Annotated in this window: 13 protein-coding genes; 10 read left to right on the forward strand and 3 right to left on the reverse strand. The window is 60.4% G+C overall.

The window, feature by feature from the left end; all coding sequences use genetic code 11:
• Positions 1 to 146: 146 nt before the first annotated feature.
• Genes smpB through HMPREF9720_RS04100 form a run of 4 tightly spaced genes read left to right on the forward strand, consistent with a single transcriptional unit; the run spans position 147 to position 2,731 of the window.
• On the forward strand, positions 147 to 611 hold the full coding sequence (smpB, locus tag HMPREF9720_RS04085; protein ID WP_039939792.1) for an SsrA-binding protein SmpB: 465 nt from the start codon (positions 147 to 149) through the stop codon (positions 609 to 611).
• On the forward strand, positions 608 to 1,384 hold the full coding sequence (locus HMPREF9720_RS04090; RefSeq protein WP_009596973.1) for a Cof-type HAD-IIB family hydrolase: 777 nt from the start codon (positions 608 to 610) through the stop codon (positions 1,382 to 1,384). Before smpB ends, HMPREF9720_RS04090 begins: the two co-directional genes overlap by 4 nt.
• Positions 1,385 to 1,441: 57 nt before the next feature.
• The gene (tsaB, locus tag HMPREF9720_RS04095) at positions 1,442 to 2,149 is read left to right on the forward strand and encodes a tRNA (adenosine(37)-N6)-threonylcarbamoyltransferase complex dimerization subunit type 1 TsaB (protein WP_009596978.1); all 708 of its coding nucleotides are present in this window, start codon (positions 1,442 to 1,444) and stop codon (positions 2,147 to 2,149) included.
• Positions 2,150 to 2,164: 15 nt separating this feature from the next.
• A complete protein-coding gene (locus HMPREF9720_RS04100) occupies positions 2,165 to 2,731 on the forward strand; it encodes a hypothetical protein (RefSeq protein ID WP_009596965.1) in 567 nt (188 codons plus the stop codon).
• A 117-nt stretch (positions 2,732 to 2,848) separates the two neighbouring features.
• Here the strand turns inward: HMPREF9720_RS04100 and HMPREF9720_RS04105 are convergent, their stop codons facing one another.
• Positions 2,849 to 5,464 (reverse strand): glycoside hydrolase family 31 protein, encoded by a 2,616-nt coding sequence (locus tag HMPREF9720_RS04105; protein ID WP_009596959.1) that lies wholly within the window; start codon positions 5,462 to 5,464, stop codon positions 2,849 to 2,851.
• Between the two features lie 115 nt (positions 5,465 to 5,579).
• A complete protein-coding gene (locus tag HMPREF9720_RS04110) occupies positions 5,580 to 7,061 on the reverse strand; it encodes a DNA recombination protein RmuC (RefSeq protein WP_009596980.1) in 1,482 nt (493 codons plus the stop codon).
• Between the two features lie 180 nt (positions 7,062 to 7,241).
• Between HMPREF9720_RS04110 and HMPREF9720_RS04115 the strand changes: the two genes are divergently transcribed.
• The 4 genes from HMPREF9720_RS04115 (at position 7,242) to rpe (ending at position 11,515) form a co-directional block, all read left to right on the forward strand.
• Positions 7,242 to 8,810: a DUF4836 family protein gene (locus HMPREF9720_RS04115; RefSeq protein WP_009596966.1), complete on the forward strand. Its 1,569-nt coding sequence runs from the start codon at positions 7,242 to 7,244 to the stop codon at positions 8,808 to 8,810.
• A 67-nt stretch (positions 8,811 to 8,877) separates the two neighbouring features.
• Positions 8,878 to 9,525 carry an ATP-binding cassette domain-containing protein gene (locus tag HMPREF9720_RS04120; RefSeq protein WP_009596981.1) on the forward strand — a complete coding sequence of 216 codons (648 nt, stop codon included), beginning with the start codon at positions 8,878 to 8,880 and terminating at the stop codon, positions 9,523 to 9,525.
• Positions 9,522 to 10,718, forward strand: coding sequence for a hypothetical protein (locus tag HMPREF9720_RS04125; protein ID WP_009596962.1), 1,197 nt, complete (start codon positions 9,522 to 9,524; stop codon positions 10,716 to 10,718). The genes HMPREF9720_RS04120 and HMPREF9720_RS04125 overlap by 4 nt, the downstream gene beginning before the upstream one ends.
• A gap of 146 nt (positions 10,719 to 10,864) precedes the next feature.
• On the forward strand, positions 10,865 to 11,515 hold the full coding sequence (rpe, locus tag HMPREF9720_RS04130) for a ribulose-phosphate 3-epimerase (RefSeq protein WP_009596956.1): 651 nt from the start codon (positions 10,865 to 10,867) through the stop codon (positions 11,513 to 11,515).
• Here the strand turns inward: rpe and HMPREF9720_RS04135 are convergent.
• On the reverse strand, positions 11,505 to 12,065 hold the full coding sequence (locus HMPREF9720_RS04135) for an HD domain-containing protein (RefSeq protein WP_009596952.1): 561 nt from the start codon (positions 12,063 to 12,065) through the stop codon (positions 11,505 to 11,507). The genes rpe and HMPREF9720_RS04135 overlap by 11 nt on opposite strands.
• 154 nt (positions 12,066 to 12,219) lie before the next feature.
• Between HMPREF9720_RS04135 and abc-f the strand changes: the two genes are divergently transcribed.
• Together abc-f and rlmB are read left to right on the forward strand one after the other, a co-directional pair.
• Complete coding sequence (gene abc-f, locus HMPREF9720_RS04140; protein WP_009596936.1) at positions 12,220 to 14,205, forward strand: ribosomal protection-like ABC-F family protein; 1,986 nt, start codon at positions 12,220 to 12,222, stop codon at positions 14,203 to 14,205.
• Between the two features lie 62 nt (positions 14,206 to 14,267).
• On the forward strand, positions 14,268 to 14,999 hold the full coding sequence (rlmB, locus tag HMPREF9720_RS04145) for a 23S rRNA (guanosine(2251)-2'-O)-methyltransferase RlmB (RefSeq protein ID WP_009596975.1): 732 nt from the start codon (positions 14,268 to 14,270) through the stop codon (positions 14,997 to 14,999).
• The last annotated feature ends 18 nt before the right edge of the window (positions 15,000 to 15,017 follow it).

Below are 15,017 nucleotides of genomic sequence, written 5' to 3' on the forward strand. Positions count from 1 at the left end.
CGTACACGTATCACTACGCATACCGTGTGCAAACAGAAAATAAACAGAAAGATGTGTAAAACATATCAAAGATAAAAGAATTAGTTACCTTGACCGATTCCCACCCCTGCGAATAAATGGGCAATTATTGTGCCGTTTCCGAGTATATGAGTGAACAGAAAAATATAAATATCCGCAACAAGCGCGCGACGTTCGACTATGAGATTCTGGAAGAGTACGTTGCGGGCGTCGTATTGGTCGGCACCGAGATCAAGTCGATCCGTGCGGGCCGGGCTTCGCTGACCGATTCGTTCTGCTATTTCGACCGCGGCGAGCTTTGGATCCGCGGCGTCAATATCGCCGAGTACGCGTGGGGCACCTGCAACAACCACACGCCGCGCCGCGACCGCAAGCTGCTGCTCAACCGCCGCGAACTGGACAAACTCCAGCGCGCCGGACAGGACAAGGGCCTTACGATCGTGGGCCTGCGCATGTTTCTCAACGAGCGCGGGCTGGTGAAGATCGTCATAGGACTTGCCCGCGGCCGCAAAACCTACGACAAACGCGAATACCTGAAGGAAAACGACGCCAAGCGGGAGATCGACAAGGCGATGAAAAACTACAGACGATGATACGGGCGATTTTTCTGGATGTGGACGGGACGCTGATCAGTTTCAGTACGCATGAAATTCCCGCTTCGGCGCGCCGGGCATTGACGCAGGCGCATGAGCGCGGCGTACGGCTCTTTATCGCCACGGGGCGCGCCGCGAACGATCTCGGACCGCTCGAAGGAATTCCTTACGACGGCGTGGTGTCGCTCAACGGCGCCCGTTGTGTGGCCAACGACGGGCGTGTCGTCAGCCTGCATCCGATTCCGCGGGCCGATTTCGAACGCGCTTTGGCGCTCTCCGAGGAGCAGGACTTTGCAATGGGGCTGGAACTGGAGGAGGGCGTTTTCGTCAATCGCGTGACGCCCGACGTCAAGCGGGTCGCGCATATGGTGGCGCATCCGGTGCCCGAACAGACCGACCTGCGCGAGCTTTTCGGCCGGGTCGAATGCTGTCAGCTCTGCTTCTATTTCGACGCGGAGACCCAGCGGCGGGTCATGGCCGAGCTGCCGACACTCGTGGCGAGCCGCTGGTGCCCGATTTTCGCCGATGTCAATGTCGCCGGCATCGACAAGGCGACCGGAATGGAGGAGTTTATGCGCAGTTACGGCTTCTCGGCGGCCGAGGTCGCGGCGTTCGGCGACGGCGGCAACGACGTGGCGATGCTGCGTGCCGCAGGAGTAGGCGTGGCGATGGGCAACGCCTGCGACGAGGCGCTGAACGCCGCCGACTACGTGACCGCTTCGGTCGATGACGACGGTATCGCAAAGGCGTTGGCGCATCTGGGGGTGATTTGACGGGGCGGCGCATGCGCCGGCGGGAACGGAAGTTGGTGAGGTAAATTACAAAATCATATGAGTCTTATTCTTTGTATCGAGACCGGCACGGACATCTGTTCGGTCGGTATTGCGAAAGACGGGGAGTTGCTTTCGCTGCGCGAGAGCGACGAGGGGCGCGATCATGCCCGCAAGGTCGGCGTATTTGTCGATGAGCTTCTGCGCGAGACGGGTATTGCGCCCGACGAGCTGGACGCCGTGGCGGTCGGCAAAGGTCCCGGCTCCTATACGGGACTGCGCATCGGCGTGTCGTTCGCCAAGGGATTGTGTTACGGATTGCAGAAGCCGCTGATCGCCGTGGGATCGCTCGACGCGCTGACGGAGGTTGCCCGCGAAGATTACGAAGCGGGTATTCTTTCTGTTTCCGACTGGGACCGTGCGCTGCTCTGCCCGATGGTCGATGCCCGCCGCATGGAGGTTTATGCGCAGGTCTTCGATGCGGAGGGCCGTCCGCAGAACGAGGTTACGGCCGAGGTGATCGATGCCGGCAGCTTCCGGGAATTCCGGGAGCAGGGCCGTCCGTTCGTGATTTTCGGCAGCGGCGCCCGCAAATGCGCCGAGGTGCTTGCCGGCGCCGAGTTCGTCGAGGTGGCCCCTTCGGCCCGCGGTCTTGCGCGGCTGGCCCAGCAGGCGCTCGACGAAGGCCGTACGGAGGATATCGCTTACTTCGAACCTTTTTACCTGAAGGATTTCGTCGTCACGACCTCGAAGAAAAGTCTGTTTTAGTTCCGTTGCCGACATATGACCGAAGCGGAACTGGTAAAGAGTCTTTCGGAGCGGTTCTATTCGGACTTCGCAGATACGGTGGCCCGGCGGGTGCGCGATGCGGGGGCGGTGGAGCTGCTTTATCGGGTGGCGACCTCGCCGTATGCTAACCTGCCGAAGCCTGCGAGACACAAAGCGGCTTTCCGGAGCGCCTATGTGCTCGAAAAGATCTATTTCGCCGCTCCCGATGCGTTCATGCCCTTCGCCGGAGCGTTCTGCGACAGGGACTTCCCCGCTTGTACGGACCGGAGCGCGCAGCGCCATTTCGCAAAGATCATGGCCGACCTGCTGGGACGTTATACGCCCGATTCCTCTTCGCTGGAGCGGATCGCCGAGACGGCGGCGCAGTGGGCCGCCGATCCCGGCACGAAGGTCGCGGTGCGGATCTGGGCCGTCGAGGTGCTGAAACACTGCCGTGAGCGGGTCGGCTGGGTAGCGGAGGCGTGGGACGATCTTGTCGAGACGATGGCGCACGGCGCGACGCCGGGCATCGAATGCCGGATGCGCAAGAGCTGGAAGCCGGGCCGGAGCGACAAAGCCTGAAAAAATAATCCGGGATTAATTCGGACCCGGGATGAGTCCGGAGCATGTAATACCTCGGAAAACAAAAATCCCCGTGAACTTGCTTCGCGGGGATTTTTGTTGCGGTATGTCGTCCGGTTATTTCACGCTGCCGATCACGGCCTTCAAGCGCTGCTTGAAGTTGTCGCCGATAATGGTCATGGAATCGGTCTTTTCGAACAGTGCGGCCTTGTTCTTCGCATAGGCTCCGATGAATTCGGCGATGCGGAACGGCTCTTCGAGGATGAAGTTGGGGCACTGCGAAACGCGCAGGTACTCTTCGGGCAGCATCAGGTAGGGTTCGCTGTGGGCGCCCTGCTCGGTCTTGAATTCGACGGTCAGGTCGAGACAGCGTTTGAAGACGCCGCTCATGCCGTACAGGTCGGCCTGATGCGCCGTCGCATAGTCGTCGAACGCGAGTTCGATCTCCACCGGAGCGTCGCAGGCCGTCGTGCCCGTGTAGATCACCGGTGCGAGCGTGTAGCCGTCGTAGGTCCACTCCCCGGCCTTCGGAAAGCGCGAGTAGGCCAGTTCTTTGCCGTTGACCTTTACAGACTTGGGCGGGAAGACGGCCGGGAAGCGCAGCTCGTAGCTGCGGCTGTCGGACGCGCCCGCAAACGAACCCTCGCGGGGCGAAATGCGTACGCGCACCGTGTTGCCCTCCTGCTTTTTGCTGACTGTTGTCACCGCGTAGTTCGTCTTGTACTGCTGGCTCATGCCGTCGTCCTCGTAGTGGCGCAGCTGCCCGTCGCCGCCCGGAATGAAGGTCAGCACCAGCGTATCGCACGGCTGCTGGAGGTTCTTCACCGTAGCCGGGTTCATCGGAATGATCGAACCTGCTTTTGCGTAATGGGGATTCTCCGCCAGCGTGTAGTGCAACTCTTCGGTGCGGCCGCCTTCGTACATCGAGCCGGTCGCGCAGTCGAACCACGCCCCTTCGGGGAACCAGATCGTGCGGGGGGCCAGACCCGTTATGCTGTCCACCGGCTGGGTGATGGTCGTGGCGAGAATGTCGTTGCCGAACATGAACTGTTCGGACGTCTCGTACGCCTTGTCCGATTCGGGATAGTCGTAGTACATCGGGCGGCACATGCCGACGCCCGTGTCGTAATTCTCGCGGGCCGCATTATAAATATAGGGTGCCAGCGTGTAGCGCAGGCGGATGGCGTCGCGCATGAGGAACATATGGTCGGGGAAGCACCAGATGCAGCGTTCGATGCGCGGGTCTTTGGTCGAATGGGTTTTGAAGATCGGAGTGAACACGCCGTATTGCAGCCAGCGCGTGTAAAGTTCCGGGTCGGTCGCCTTCTGCGTCTTGTGGAACATGTGGCCGCCGATGTCGTGGCCCCACCAGCCGTAGTTGACGTTCGAAGCCGTAGCCGTGAAGTAGGGCAGGTAGGCGAGCATGGGCCATGTGGCGTAGGTGTCGCCCGAAAATGCCAGCGGATAGCGGTGGCTGCCCAGCCCGCCCCAGCGGTGGTAGATGAAGGGGCGCAGTCCGGGGTTCTGACGCTCCGCATGGTTGAAGAAGGTGTGGTTGAGCCAGAAGGTGTTCGACAGTCCGGGGGTGTATTTCGACTCTTTCCACTGCTGCCAGTCGAGCCACCAGAAGTCCACGCCGTCGCGTTCCATCGGTTCGAGTACGGTTTTGAAATAGGCCTCGGCCCATTTCCGTTCGTCGATTTTGAACGGTACGCTCTTGCCTTTCTCAGACCATCCGTATTCCTTGGTAAAGTCATCGTATACAGCTTCGTAAGGTTGGATACCTGAAGCGGGATGGAGGTTGAGCGCCACCTTCAGCTCTTCGTTCTCGGTCCACTTGAGGAAGTTCGCGGGCGAGGGGAACAGCTCCTTCTGCCACGTGTAGCCCGTCCAGCCGATGCGCTGTCCGTATTCGTCCTTCGGCGAATTGCTCTTGCGCAGGCCCCATGTCTCGTGCCAGTCCATATCGACGATCAGCACGTCGATCGGCACGTCCATCGACTTGAGTTTGTTCACCAGATCGACGAATTCGTTGTCCGAATACTGCCAGTAGCGGCTCCACCAGTAGCCCAGCGTATATTTCGGAGGCATCGGCGCGCGGCCGGCGACGAGCGCGTAGTCGGCCAGCGCCTGTTTGTAGTCGTGTCCGTAGGCGAAGAGGTAGAGGTCCTGACGGTCGCCTTCGGGACGCGCTTCGATCCACTCTTCCCATTCGGAACCGTCGGGCGTCAGCACATGACGCTGCGAATCGTCGATCAGGGACCAGCCCGCGCGGGAGAGGATGCCCTGCTCCATCGGCTCCTTGAGTTTCGAACCGTCGGCGCCGTCGAGCGTGCGGGTCGTGCCCAGCAGGTTCTGCGGATTTTCCATGCCGGGAGTCCAGACCACCTCCTTGCCGTTGAGCGTGAATACGGCTTTCAGGTTTTTGTCGCTGAACTTGCCGTTCTTAAGATACGTAAGCGTCAGCGCCGGGGTCGTGATCGTGAGTTTCGATCTGCTTTCGCGGACCTTGAATTCGGGAACCGGAGTCTCGCGATTGACGAACGTCAGCGTCGCACGGTCTTCGAATTGTCCGTCGGCACTCCACTCCATACGGATCAACTGCGGTGTGAGCACCGTAAACCGGGCGTTTCCCGAAGTTACGACGGCTTTGGCGTCGGCCTTCGGGTTGTCTGCGATTGCAGGCGACAGCGTGCAGGCGAGCGCTGTCAAGAGGGCAAGAAATCGTTTCATCTTAATTTGATTAGCTTGGTTACCGGGTAAAGATACGCAATTCGGAACGAATCCGCAAATATTTTTCTTTCGAAACGAAAATTATTGGTTTCGGAAAGCAAGTTTTGCCGGAGGGCTATTGCGCCGTCGTATCGGTCGCAGCGGCTTTCGCCGCGGATTTTGCAGCAGTTTCCGCCGCGGATTCCGTTGCGGAGAGGGCTGCCGGGTCTTCGTCGGCTCCGGCGATTTCGAGCGTGCGGGCCGAATGGCGTTTCTTGGTTTGCAGGCTCGCCGTTTTGCGCAGCCGTTCCCCGACGCGGACGATGTTGTCGTTGCCCGTGCAAAGCCGCTTGTGGGCGTCTTCGTATGCGTCGCGGGCCTTGTCGAGCGCGGTGCCGACCCCTTCGAGCGAAGAGGTGAAGGCTACCAGCTGTTCGTAGAGTTTCAGTCCGCAGGCGGCGATCTCCTTGGTGTTCTTGTCCTGATCGTTGTATTTCCAGAGGTCGGCCACCAGCTTGAGCAGGGCGAACAGGTTCGTCGGCGAGGAGACGATGACTTTCCGGTCGTAGGCGTCCGCCCAGATCGCCGGATCGTTCTGCAGGGCGGCGAGGAATGCCGGTTCGTTGGGTACGAACATGATGACGAAGTCGGGCGAGTTGAGCCGCCGCTGGTACTCCTTGCGGCCCAGCTCGGCGACGTGCTGGCGCACCGAGGCCACGTGCGCCGCGAGGTGACGGCGGCGCTCCTCCTCGCTTTCGGCCGAGGTGTAGCCGACGAACGCTGTGAGCGAAACCTTCGAGTCGATGACGATGTCCTTCTTTTCGGGCAGGTGCAGCACTACGTCGGGGCGCAGGTTGCGGCCCTCCTCGTCCTTGATGTTGTATTGGGTCTGGTAATGTATGCCTTTGATGAGTGCCGAGCTGTCGAGGATGGTTTCGAGCAGCATCTCGCCCCAGTCGCCCTGCACCTTCGAGTTGCCTTTCAGCGCGTTGGTGAGGTTGGTCGTCTCGGCCGTGATGCGGCGGTTCAGCTCCATGAGGTTTTTCAGCTCGGCTTTCAGCTCGCCCCGCTGCGAGGTCTGCGTGGTGTAGATCTCTTCGACCCGCTTGCGGAAGTCGGTGATGTTGTCGCGGAAGGGTTTCAGCAGACTGTCGATCTGCTCCTGACTGGTTTGGCGGAAGCGCACCGAGTGTTCGCCCAGAATTTCGGTCGCGAGGTTTTTGAACTGCGCCCGGAAGGTCTCCTCCAGCTTTTCGCGCTCGGCCTTCTCGGCCGCACGCTCCTCGGCGTTTTTCGCCCGCAGCGACGCGAGTTCCGTCTCGGACGAGGCCCGGAGCGCCGCCAGCTCCGCTTCGGTGCGGGTCCGCTGTTCGGTCAGTGCTTGTGCCTGCGCTTCGTACCGCTGGCGAAGCTCCCTTTCGGCCGACACGGCCTGCTCGGCTGCGGCCAGCCGGGCTTCGGCGGCCGAAAGACGGGCGGCGGCGTCGCGTTCGCGCGCTTCGGCGTCGGCGTTCGACGCGCCGAGACGGCGGGATTCCCGATGCCAGAGCAGCAGGACGATGGCGAGGATGGCTGTCAGGCAGCAGGTTGTCAGTATGAAAAGCGAGGTCGGGGTCATGGCTTGTGCGGTAATCTATTCCATGCAAAAATAGCAATTTATTCCCGGAAAACGAGCCGTTCGGGGCGCATGCGGAATATTTTGGCGCCGAATGCGAATTTATTTGCCTGAAACAGCGTGCGGTTTGCCGATTTTTTATAGTTTTGTTCCTTAATCGGATTCATTTTAAATTTGAAGCATATGAAGAATTTCTTACGACCTTTGAAGCTGGCCTGCCTTGCGGCGGCGTCCATGCTGATTGTTTCCTGCGGCGGCAGCGCGGATTACCGCAGCATCCTGCCCGCAGACTCGTTTATGACCGTGTCGGTCAATCCCGCATCGCTGATGCAGAAGTGCGAAGCCGGCGATTTGGACCAGCATCCGCTTTATGTCCGGATCAAGGCCGAACTGGATAAAGACCAGAACCTCTCCGCCGAGGAGAAGGAGTACCTGCTCGCCTTGCTGAAGAATCCGGGCGAATCGGGTATCGACGTGAAAAAGGATTTTTTCTTCTTTGCGGCGATGGAAGGCACTGTCGATGCTCCCGTTATGCGGGGCGGTCTGCTGCTGCCGATCGGCGACAAGGCCAAATTCGACGCTCTGCTTGCGCGGATCAACGAAAAGAGCGGTGTCACGCCCGAAACCAAGGGCGGCGTTTCGGTCGTCGATCTGGGTAAAGAGGGCGATGCCGGCGTTTTGTGCGCCTACAACGACATCGCGTTCATGGTCTATTTCGTGCAGAACGGCGTTGACGATCTGGCCGGCGACGTGCGCAAGCTGTTCGCCCAGAAGAGCGGCGAGAGCCTGATGGGCGACAAGGCCGTTGCGGAGCAGCTCGCCCGGAAGAACGACGTCAACATGGTGCTTTCGTACGGTGAGATACTCCCCATGATGAACAATCCGATGCTCAGCTCGATGCCCATGATGGATGCGCTGAAGGGGGCGACGATGGTCGGTTCGGTCAATTTCGAGAAGGGCCGGATCGTTACGGAGGCCGCCGTGTCGTACAAGGACAAGGAGAGCGAAGCCAAGATGATGGATTTCTATGCCTATGTCAAGCCCCAGACCGGAGCGCTGCTGCGCTATGTGCCGGCCGCTTCGATCGGCGCGATGTCGCTGGGACTCAACGGCGAAAAGCTCTATTCGATGCTTTCGGCGATGCCCGGTTACGGCATGCTGATGGCAAATCCGATGGTCAAGCAGGTGATGGAACCCTTCGACGGCGACTTCCTGCTTTCCTTCTCAGGAATGGGCATCGACGGCAAATATCCCGTGGCGTCGATGCTGGCGCAGGTGAAAGATCCTGCCGTGCTGCAGACGATCGTCACCAACTTGGCCGGCATGCCGGTTCAGCAGACCGCCGAGGGTGAATACACGTTGAACATGGGCGGCGTGACGATCCTGTTCGGCGTGAAGGGCGACGTGCTCTACTGCACGACCGACGCGGTCGTGAAGATGGCGCTCGACGGCGGCGAAATCGCGTCGATGGAGTCGATGGATAAGATTTTCAAAGGTCAGTCCTCGACCTTCTACCTCGATTTCGAGGGGCTGAACGCGATGATCGCCCAACTGCTCGGCGGCAATGTCACTCCGCAGGCGGAAGCGGCGCTCTCCGTGCTCGGCATGTTCGACGACATGGAAGCCTATGGTACGATGAAGGGCGGCACGATGATCGTAAACATGGTGGACAAGGAGCAGAACTCGTTCAAGACCATTTGCGGCAAGACCGGCGAGCTGATTCGTCAGTACGTGCCGGAAGCGAATTTGTAATATCCGTGGAAACAGAGAAAAGCGGCCGTCCTCGAAGAACGGCCGCTTTTCCTGAAACAGATGATGTATGGAGTCGATTACTTTGCAGCAGGTGCTGCCTGACGCCTTTGCGGGCAATCCGGAGCCGCCGAAATCGGACTTGTGGCTGCATGACGTGACATTCCGCAAGGGGGAGTATTATCTGGTCGAAGCCGCTTCGGGAACCGGAAAGTCTTCGTTGTGCAGTTTTCTGTACGGGGCCAGAACCGACTATGCGGGCCGCATCCTGTTCGACGCTGCGGACTGCCGGACGCTTTCCGTGGCGCAGTGGGGCGAACTGCGCCGCCGGTCGCTGAGCATGCTCTTTCAGGACCTGCGTCTGTTCGGGGAGCTGACCGTGGCGGAGAATCTCGCGCTGAAGAACGAACTTACCCACTTTTTGACACCGGACCGGATCGAGCGCCTGCTCGAAGCTGCGGGGATCGCCGGCAAGCGGGATACTCCGGCCGGGAAGCTCTCGTTCGGGCAGCAGCAGCGCGTCGCATTCATCCGCTGTTTGTGCCAGCCCTTCGATTTCATCCTGCTCGACGAGCCGGTGAGCCATCTCGACGCCGCCAACGGGGAGGTGCTCTCGGCGTTGCTGCTGGAGGGCGCGCAGGCGCAGGGAGCGGGAGTGATCGTCACCTCGGTCGGCAGTCGGCTCCGGCTGCCGTACCATAAAATCTTTACGTTATGAGGTTGCTTTGGAAATTGCTGCGCTGTCATCTGAGCATGGCCCAGACCGTCGGATTCACTCTCGCCGGATTGGTCGGCATGGCGATCGTGCTGACGGCTTTGCAGGCATACCGCGACGTCCTGCCGGTTTTCGACCGGCCCGATTCGTTCATGCGGGGCGATTATCTGGTGCTGTCGAAGCAGGTCGGGGCGCTTCAGGCGATCGGACTGGGCAGCAGCGACTTTACGGCCGAAGAGCTGGCCGACCTGCGGGCGCAGCCCTTCGTGCGCGAAGCCGGGGCCTTCACGCCTGCCGATTACCGGATAAAGGGAACGGTCGGCATGGGCGGCGTGGAGCTTTCGACCTACCTGTTTTTCGAGTCGGTGCCCGACCGCTTCCTCGACGTCGGGGCCGAAAATTGGGATTACAAGGCCGGGGACAGGGACATCCCCATCATCATTCCGCGCAACTACCTGAACCTCTATAATTACGGATTCGCCCGGTCGCAGGGACTGCCGCAGATATCGGAAGGCATCTTCCGCCGGGTCTCACTCGGCATCGAGATTGCGGGTAACGGACATCGGGAGCAGTTCCGCGGGCGGATCGTCGGGTTGTCCAACCGTTTGAATACGATTCTGGTGCCCGATGCGTTCATCCGCTGGTCGAACGGGCGCTTCGGGAGCGGAGCCGCGAAACAGCCGGCGCGGATTATCGTCGAGACCGACCGTCCGGTCGATGCGGCCGTGACGGATTACCTCGCCCGCAAGGGCTATGAAGCCGAGGGGGACCGCCGGGACGACGGCAGGGCGGCCCGCTTCCTGCGGATCGCCGCGGGCGGCGTGGCCGGCGTGGGACTGGTGTTCAGTGCGATGTCGTTCTATATCCTGATGCTGAGTATCTTCCTGCTGTTGCAGAAGAACAGCGGCAAAATGGAGAACCTGCTCCTGCTGGGATATGCCCCCTCCCGTGTGGCGCGGCCCTATCAGCTGCTGACGCTCGGATTGAATCTGGGCGTGCTGTGCGTGGCTCTGCTGGCGGTGTGGCTGGTGCGTCTCTGCTATTTGCCCTCGCTGGCCGCCCTGCAGGAGGATTACCGGCCTGCGGGATTGGGGCTTACGGTTTTGTGCGGCGTTGCGCTTGCGCTGTTGCTTTCGTTGTTCAACGGGGCGGCGATCCGCCGGAAAATCGACGGCCTGAATCGGGTGAGGCGCTGAGGCGCGGCAGTCCGGGCGGTTTGTCCGGAAACGCATGGCCGCAGAGCCTGCCGAATTGTATATTCCGCGGCGCAATCCCGCTCCGGAGTGCGGGAATCCGCGAAAAATGACTATCTTTGTCTGTAGAACACGATATTAACCGAGCAATGAACAGAATAGTAGCACCTTCGATGCTGTCGGCCGATTTCGGCCATTTGGAGCGCGATACGCAGATGATCGACCGCAGTGCGGCCGAATGGGTCCATATAGACGTGATGGACGGTGTTTTCGTGCCGAATATCTCTTTCGGATTTCCCGTGCTGAAAGCCATTCGCAAGGCGACGGCGAAGTGTCTCGACGTGCATCTGATGATCGTCGAGCCGGAACGTTACGTGGCGCGCTTCGCCGAGGCGGGCGCCGACGTGGTGACGTTCCATTACGAAGCCACCTACAACCCCAAGGGATGTATCGAAATGATCCGCAACGCGGGTGCAAAGGTGGGGGTGTCGATCAAGCCGGCCACTTCGGTCGAGGTGTTGCGCGACATTCTGCCGCAGATCGATCTGGTGCTGATCATGAGCGTCGAACCCGGTTTCGGCGGGCAGGCGTTCATTCCCGCGTCGCTCGAAAAGATCGCGCAGCTGCGCGCATTGGCCGACGAGCTGGGGACGGAGACGATCATCGAGGTGGACGGCGGCATTTCGTCGCACAACGCGCACGAGGTTTTCGGAGCGGGCGCCGACGTGCTGGTGGCCGGCAACGCCGTGTTCGGGGCCGAGGACCCGCAGGCCGAGATCGTGAAGATGCTCAACGCCTGACGTGCCGTCCGGTCTCTTCGTCGAGTAGCAGCCGCAGATCGCTTAGCAGCGCTCCGTCGTCGAAGTATTCGCTTCCGTAGGTGAGGTTGAATGCGTAATCGAATCCGGCGGGATTGGCGCCCTGATTGTGCTGGATGATCGTTTCGGCCTTGTCGAGGGCCTTCACCCAGCGTGCCTCCGGCGTCTGGCAGGCTTCGTACTCTTCCCATATTTCCCGTATCGTGGCTCCCGCTTCCGGCGGGAGCAGTCGTGTCAGCCGCTCCATGGCCGCCAGCTCCGAGGCGGCTTTGACTCCGGGCGCGGTCTGCGCAATGGCCGGAACGTCGCCGTCGAAGGCTTCGCCCAGATCGTGAATCAGACACATCAGCACCACCCGTTGCATGTCCAGTTCGGGCCGCTCGCCGGTCAGCACGGCGGCCAGCAGCGCCAGCCGCCACGAGTGTTCGGCGGTGCTTTCGTGCCGTCCTTCCGAGGTGTAGGCGGTGCGCAGTACGTTTTTCAGCCGCTCGGCTTCGCGGATGAAGCGCAGGTATCGGATCAATTTTTCCATGACAGACTTCGTTTCGGATTTCAAAGATAGCGAAAACCGGGAGACAAGGCGGAATTTATTTCGGGCTTCTCCGGGGAGTATCCTATCTTAGGACTTGCAAAGATAGCGATATGTCGGATTAAATCATTAACTTTGCGGTGATTTTACAGATGCCATGATTTCGTTAGACAACCTTACTGTAAGCTACGGGGGCTGGACCCTCTTCGACAATATCTCATTTCTGATCAACCCGAAGGACCGCATCGGTCTGGTGGGCCGCAACGGTGCGGGAAAAACCACGCTGCTGCGCATCATCACGGGCGAACAGCAGCCCACGTCGGGCCATGTGACCCTGAACGGCGAATGTACGATCGGCTATCTGCCGCAGACGATGCGCGTGGCCGACACCACGACGCTGGCCGAAGAGACGGCCAAAGCCTTCGATGAGGTGCTGCGGCTGGAGGCGGAAATCGCCTCTCTGACGCGCGAGATCGCCGAACGCACCGATTACGAAAGCGCCGGATACGAACAGCTTCTGCATCGTCTGAACGACGCGCAGGACCACTACCATATCCTCGGAGGCGACACCCGCGAAGCCGACATCGAAAAGACGCTGCTGGGCCTCGGATTCAAGCGCACGGATTTCGGCCGCGCCACGAGCGAGTTTTCGGGCGGCTGGCGCATGCGTATCGAGCTGGCGAAACTGCTGCTGCGCCGTCCTTCGATCTTTCTGCTGGACGAGCCGACCAACCACCTTGACATCGAGTCGATCCAATGGCTGGAGGAGTACCTGAAAAACTACAACGGGGCGGTGCTGCTCATCTCGCACGACCGCGCTTTTCTGGACAACGTGACCAACCGCACGGTCGAGCTGTCGCTGGGCAAGGTGACCGATTACAAGGTCTCCTATTCGAAATACGTCGTGCTGCGCGCCGAACGCCGGGCGCAGCAGATGGCCGCTTACGAAAACCAGCAGCGGATGATCGAGAAGACCGAAGAGTTCATCGAGAAGTTCCGCTATAAACCCACCAAATCGAATCAGGTGCAGTCGCGCATCAAGCAGCTGGAGCGGCTGGAGCGGCTCGAAATCGAGGAGGAGGATCTTTCGACGCTCAACATCAAATTCCCGCCTGCGCCCCGTTCGGGACAGATCGTGGCCGAGATCAACGAGGCCGGCATGTCGTTCGGGACGAAGCATGTCTTCAGCGGTGCGAATTTCATCATCGAAAAGGGCGACAAGATCGCGCTGGTAGGGCGCAACGGCGAGGGCAAGACCACGCTGGCGCGCATGCTGATCGGCCAGCTGACGCCGACCGAGGGTTCGGTGCGGCTCGGCGCCAACGTCAATATCGGTTACTACGCCCAGAATCAGGACGACCTGATGGACGGCGAATTCACGGTGTACGATACGCTCGACCGGGTGGCGGTGGGGGATATCCGCACCCGCCTGCGCGATATTCTGGGTGCGTTCCTGTTCCGCGGCGAAGACATCGACAAGAAGGTCAAGGTTCTGTCGGGCGGCGAGCGGGCGCGTCTGGCGATGGCCCGCATGATGCTCGAACCGCGCAACCTGCTGATTCTCGACGAGCCGACGAACCATATGGACATGCGTTCGAAGGACATCCTGAAGAGTGCCATCATGAAGTACGACGGCACGGTCGTGGTCGTTTCGCACGACCGTGAATTTCTGGATGGCATGGTGCAGAAGGTCTACGAGTTCCGCGACGGCGGGGTGAAGGAGTACCTCGGCGGTATCTATTACTTCCTTGAAAAGCGCAAGCTGGAATCCCTGCAGGAGATCGAACGCCGCGACGCTCCGGCAAAACCGGCGGCGAATCCCGCGGCGAATCCCGCGGCGAAATCCGCCGCGCAGCCCGCTGCGAACAGGGACGCCGCGGCGTCGGGGAAACTGACCTACGAGCAGCGCAAGGAGCAGGAGAAGCAGCTCCGCAAACTGCGCCGGGCGGTCGAGACGGTCGAAGCGGAGCTGGCCGAAATCGAGAAGCAGATCGCGGCGTATGATGCGAAATTCGCCGCCGCGACCGAATACAACGAAGCCGACTACAAGGCTTACAACGACCTGAAAGCCCGCTACGACCACCAGATGCACGAGTGGGAGAAGGCGTCGTACGAACTTGAAATAGTCGAAGAGCAGGGATAGCCTGCTCGGCCGCATCTCCGGTGTGCGGGATAGGCGATTGGAAAACAGTAAATCATACGGATATGGACAATATCATTTTCGGGATACGTCCCGTGGCCGAAGCGATCGAGGCCGGAAAACAGATCGAAAAGCTCTACATCCGCAAGGGCGCCGAGGGGCAGTTGATGTCGGAGTTGAGAGACCTCTGCTTCCGGCATAAGGTGCGTGTGCAGGAGGTGCCGGTCGAGAAACTCAACCGCCTGACGCGCGGCAACCATCAGGGCGTCGTGGCGCAGATCTCGGCCATCGAATATGTCGGGCTGGCCGATATTCTGGAGCGCGTGCCCGAAGACGAAACGCCGCTGGTGGTGATTTTCGACGGGGTGACCGACGTCCGCAACTTCGGAGCCATCGCCCGCTCGGCCGAGTGCGCCGGGGCGCACGGGCTGATTACGCCGCTGAAGAATTCGGCGCCGGTGAACGCCGAGGCGATCCGCTCGTCGGCGGGGGCGCTGACGGCGATTCCGGTCTGTCGCGTGGGTTCGATCCGCAATACGGTCAAACTGCTGCAAACCGAGGGATTCCAGATCGTCGCCGCGACCGAGAAGAGCCGCAAACTGCTTTACGACGCCGATTTCCGCAAGCCGACGGCTTTGGTGATGGGCGCCGAGGATACGGGCATCTCGAAAGAGGTGCTGAAACTCTGCGACGAGCAGCTGGCGATTCCGCTGATCGGACATATCGAGTCGCTGAACGTCTCGGCGGCCGCCGCCGTGATGCTGTTCGAAGCGGTGCGCCAGCGAATCGCCGAATAATTCATCGAACCGTATAAT

The sequence above is a fragment of the Alistipes sp. HGB5 genome (assembly GCF_000183485.2).
Lineage (GTDB): Bacteria > Bacteroidota > Bacteroidia > Bacteroidales > Rikenellaceae > Alistipes > Alistipes finegoldii.

Excerpts from the sequence above, each read along its gene's own strand:
- tsaB (WP_009596978.1), top strand. The coding sequence starts at position 1,442 with ATGAGTCTTATTCTTTGTATCGAGACCGGCACGGACATCTGTTCGGTC.
- smpB (WP_039939792.1), top strand. The coding sequence starts at position 147 with ATGAGTGAACAGAAAAATATAAATATCCGCAACAAGCGCGCGACGTTC.
- HMPREF9720_RS04100 (WP_009596965.1), top strand. The coding sequence starts at position 2,165 with ATGACCGAAGCGGAACTGGTAAAGAGTCTTTCGGAGCGGTTCTATTCG.
- HMPREF9720_RS04115 (WP_009596966.1), top strand. The coding sequence starts at position 7,242 with ATGAAGAATTTCTTACGACCTTTGAAGCTGGCCTGCCTTGCGGCGGCG.
- HMPREF9720_RS04090 (WP_009596973.1), top strand. The coding sequence starts at position 608 with ATGATACGGGCGATTTTTCTGGATGTGGACGGGACGCTGATCAGTTTC.
- HMPREF9720_RS04110 (WP_009596980.1), bottom strand. The coding sequence starts at position 7,061 with ATGACCCCGACCTCGCTTTTCATACTGACAACCTGCTGCCTGACAGCC.
- rpe (WP_009596956.1), top strand. The coding sequence starts at position 10,865 with ATGAACAGAATAGTAGCACCTTCGATGCTGTCGGCCGATTTCGGCCAT.
- HMPREF9720_RS04135 (WP_009596952.1), bottom strand. The coding sequence starts at position 12,065 with ATGGAAAAATTGATCCGATACCTGCGCTTCATCCGCGAAGCCGAGCGG.
- HMPREF9720_RS04105 (WP_009596959.1), bottom strand. The coding sequence starts at position 5,464 with ATGAAACGATTTCTTGCCCTCTTGACAGCGCTCGCCTGCACGCTGTCG.
- abc-f (WP_009596936.1), top strand. The coding sequence starts at position 12,220 with ATGATTTCGTTAGACAACCTTACTGTAAGCTACGGGGGCTGGACCCTC.
- rlmB (WP_009596975.1), top strand. The coding sequence starts at position 14,268 with ATGGACAATATCATTTTCGGGATACGTCCCGTGGCCGAAGCGATCGAG.
- HMPREF9720_RS04120 (WP_009596981.1), top strand. The coding sequence starts at position 8,878 with ATGGAGTCGATTACTTTGCAGCAGGTGCTGCCTGACGCCTTTGCGGGC.
- HMPREF9720_RS04125 (WP_009596962.1), top strand. The coding sequence starts at position 9,522 with ATGAGGTTGCTTTGGAAATTGCTGCGCTGTCATCTGAGCATGGCCCAG.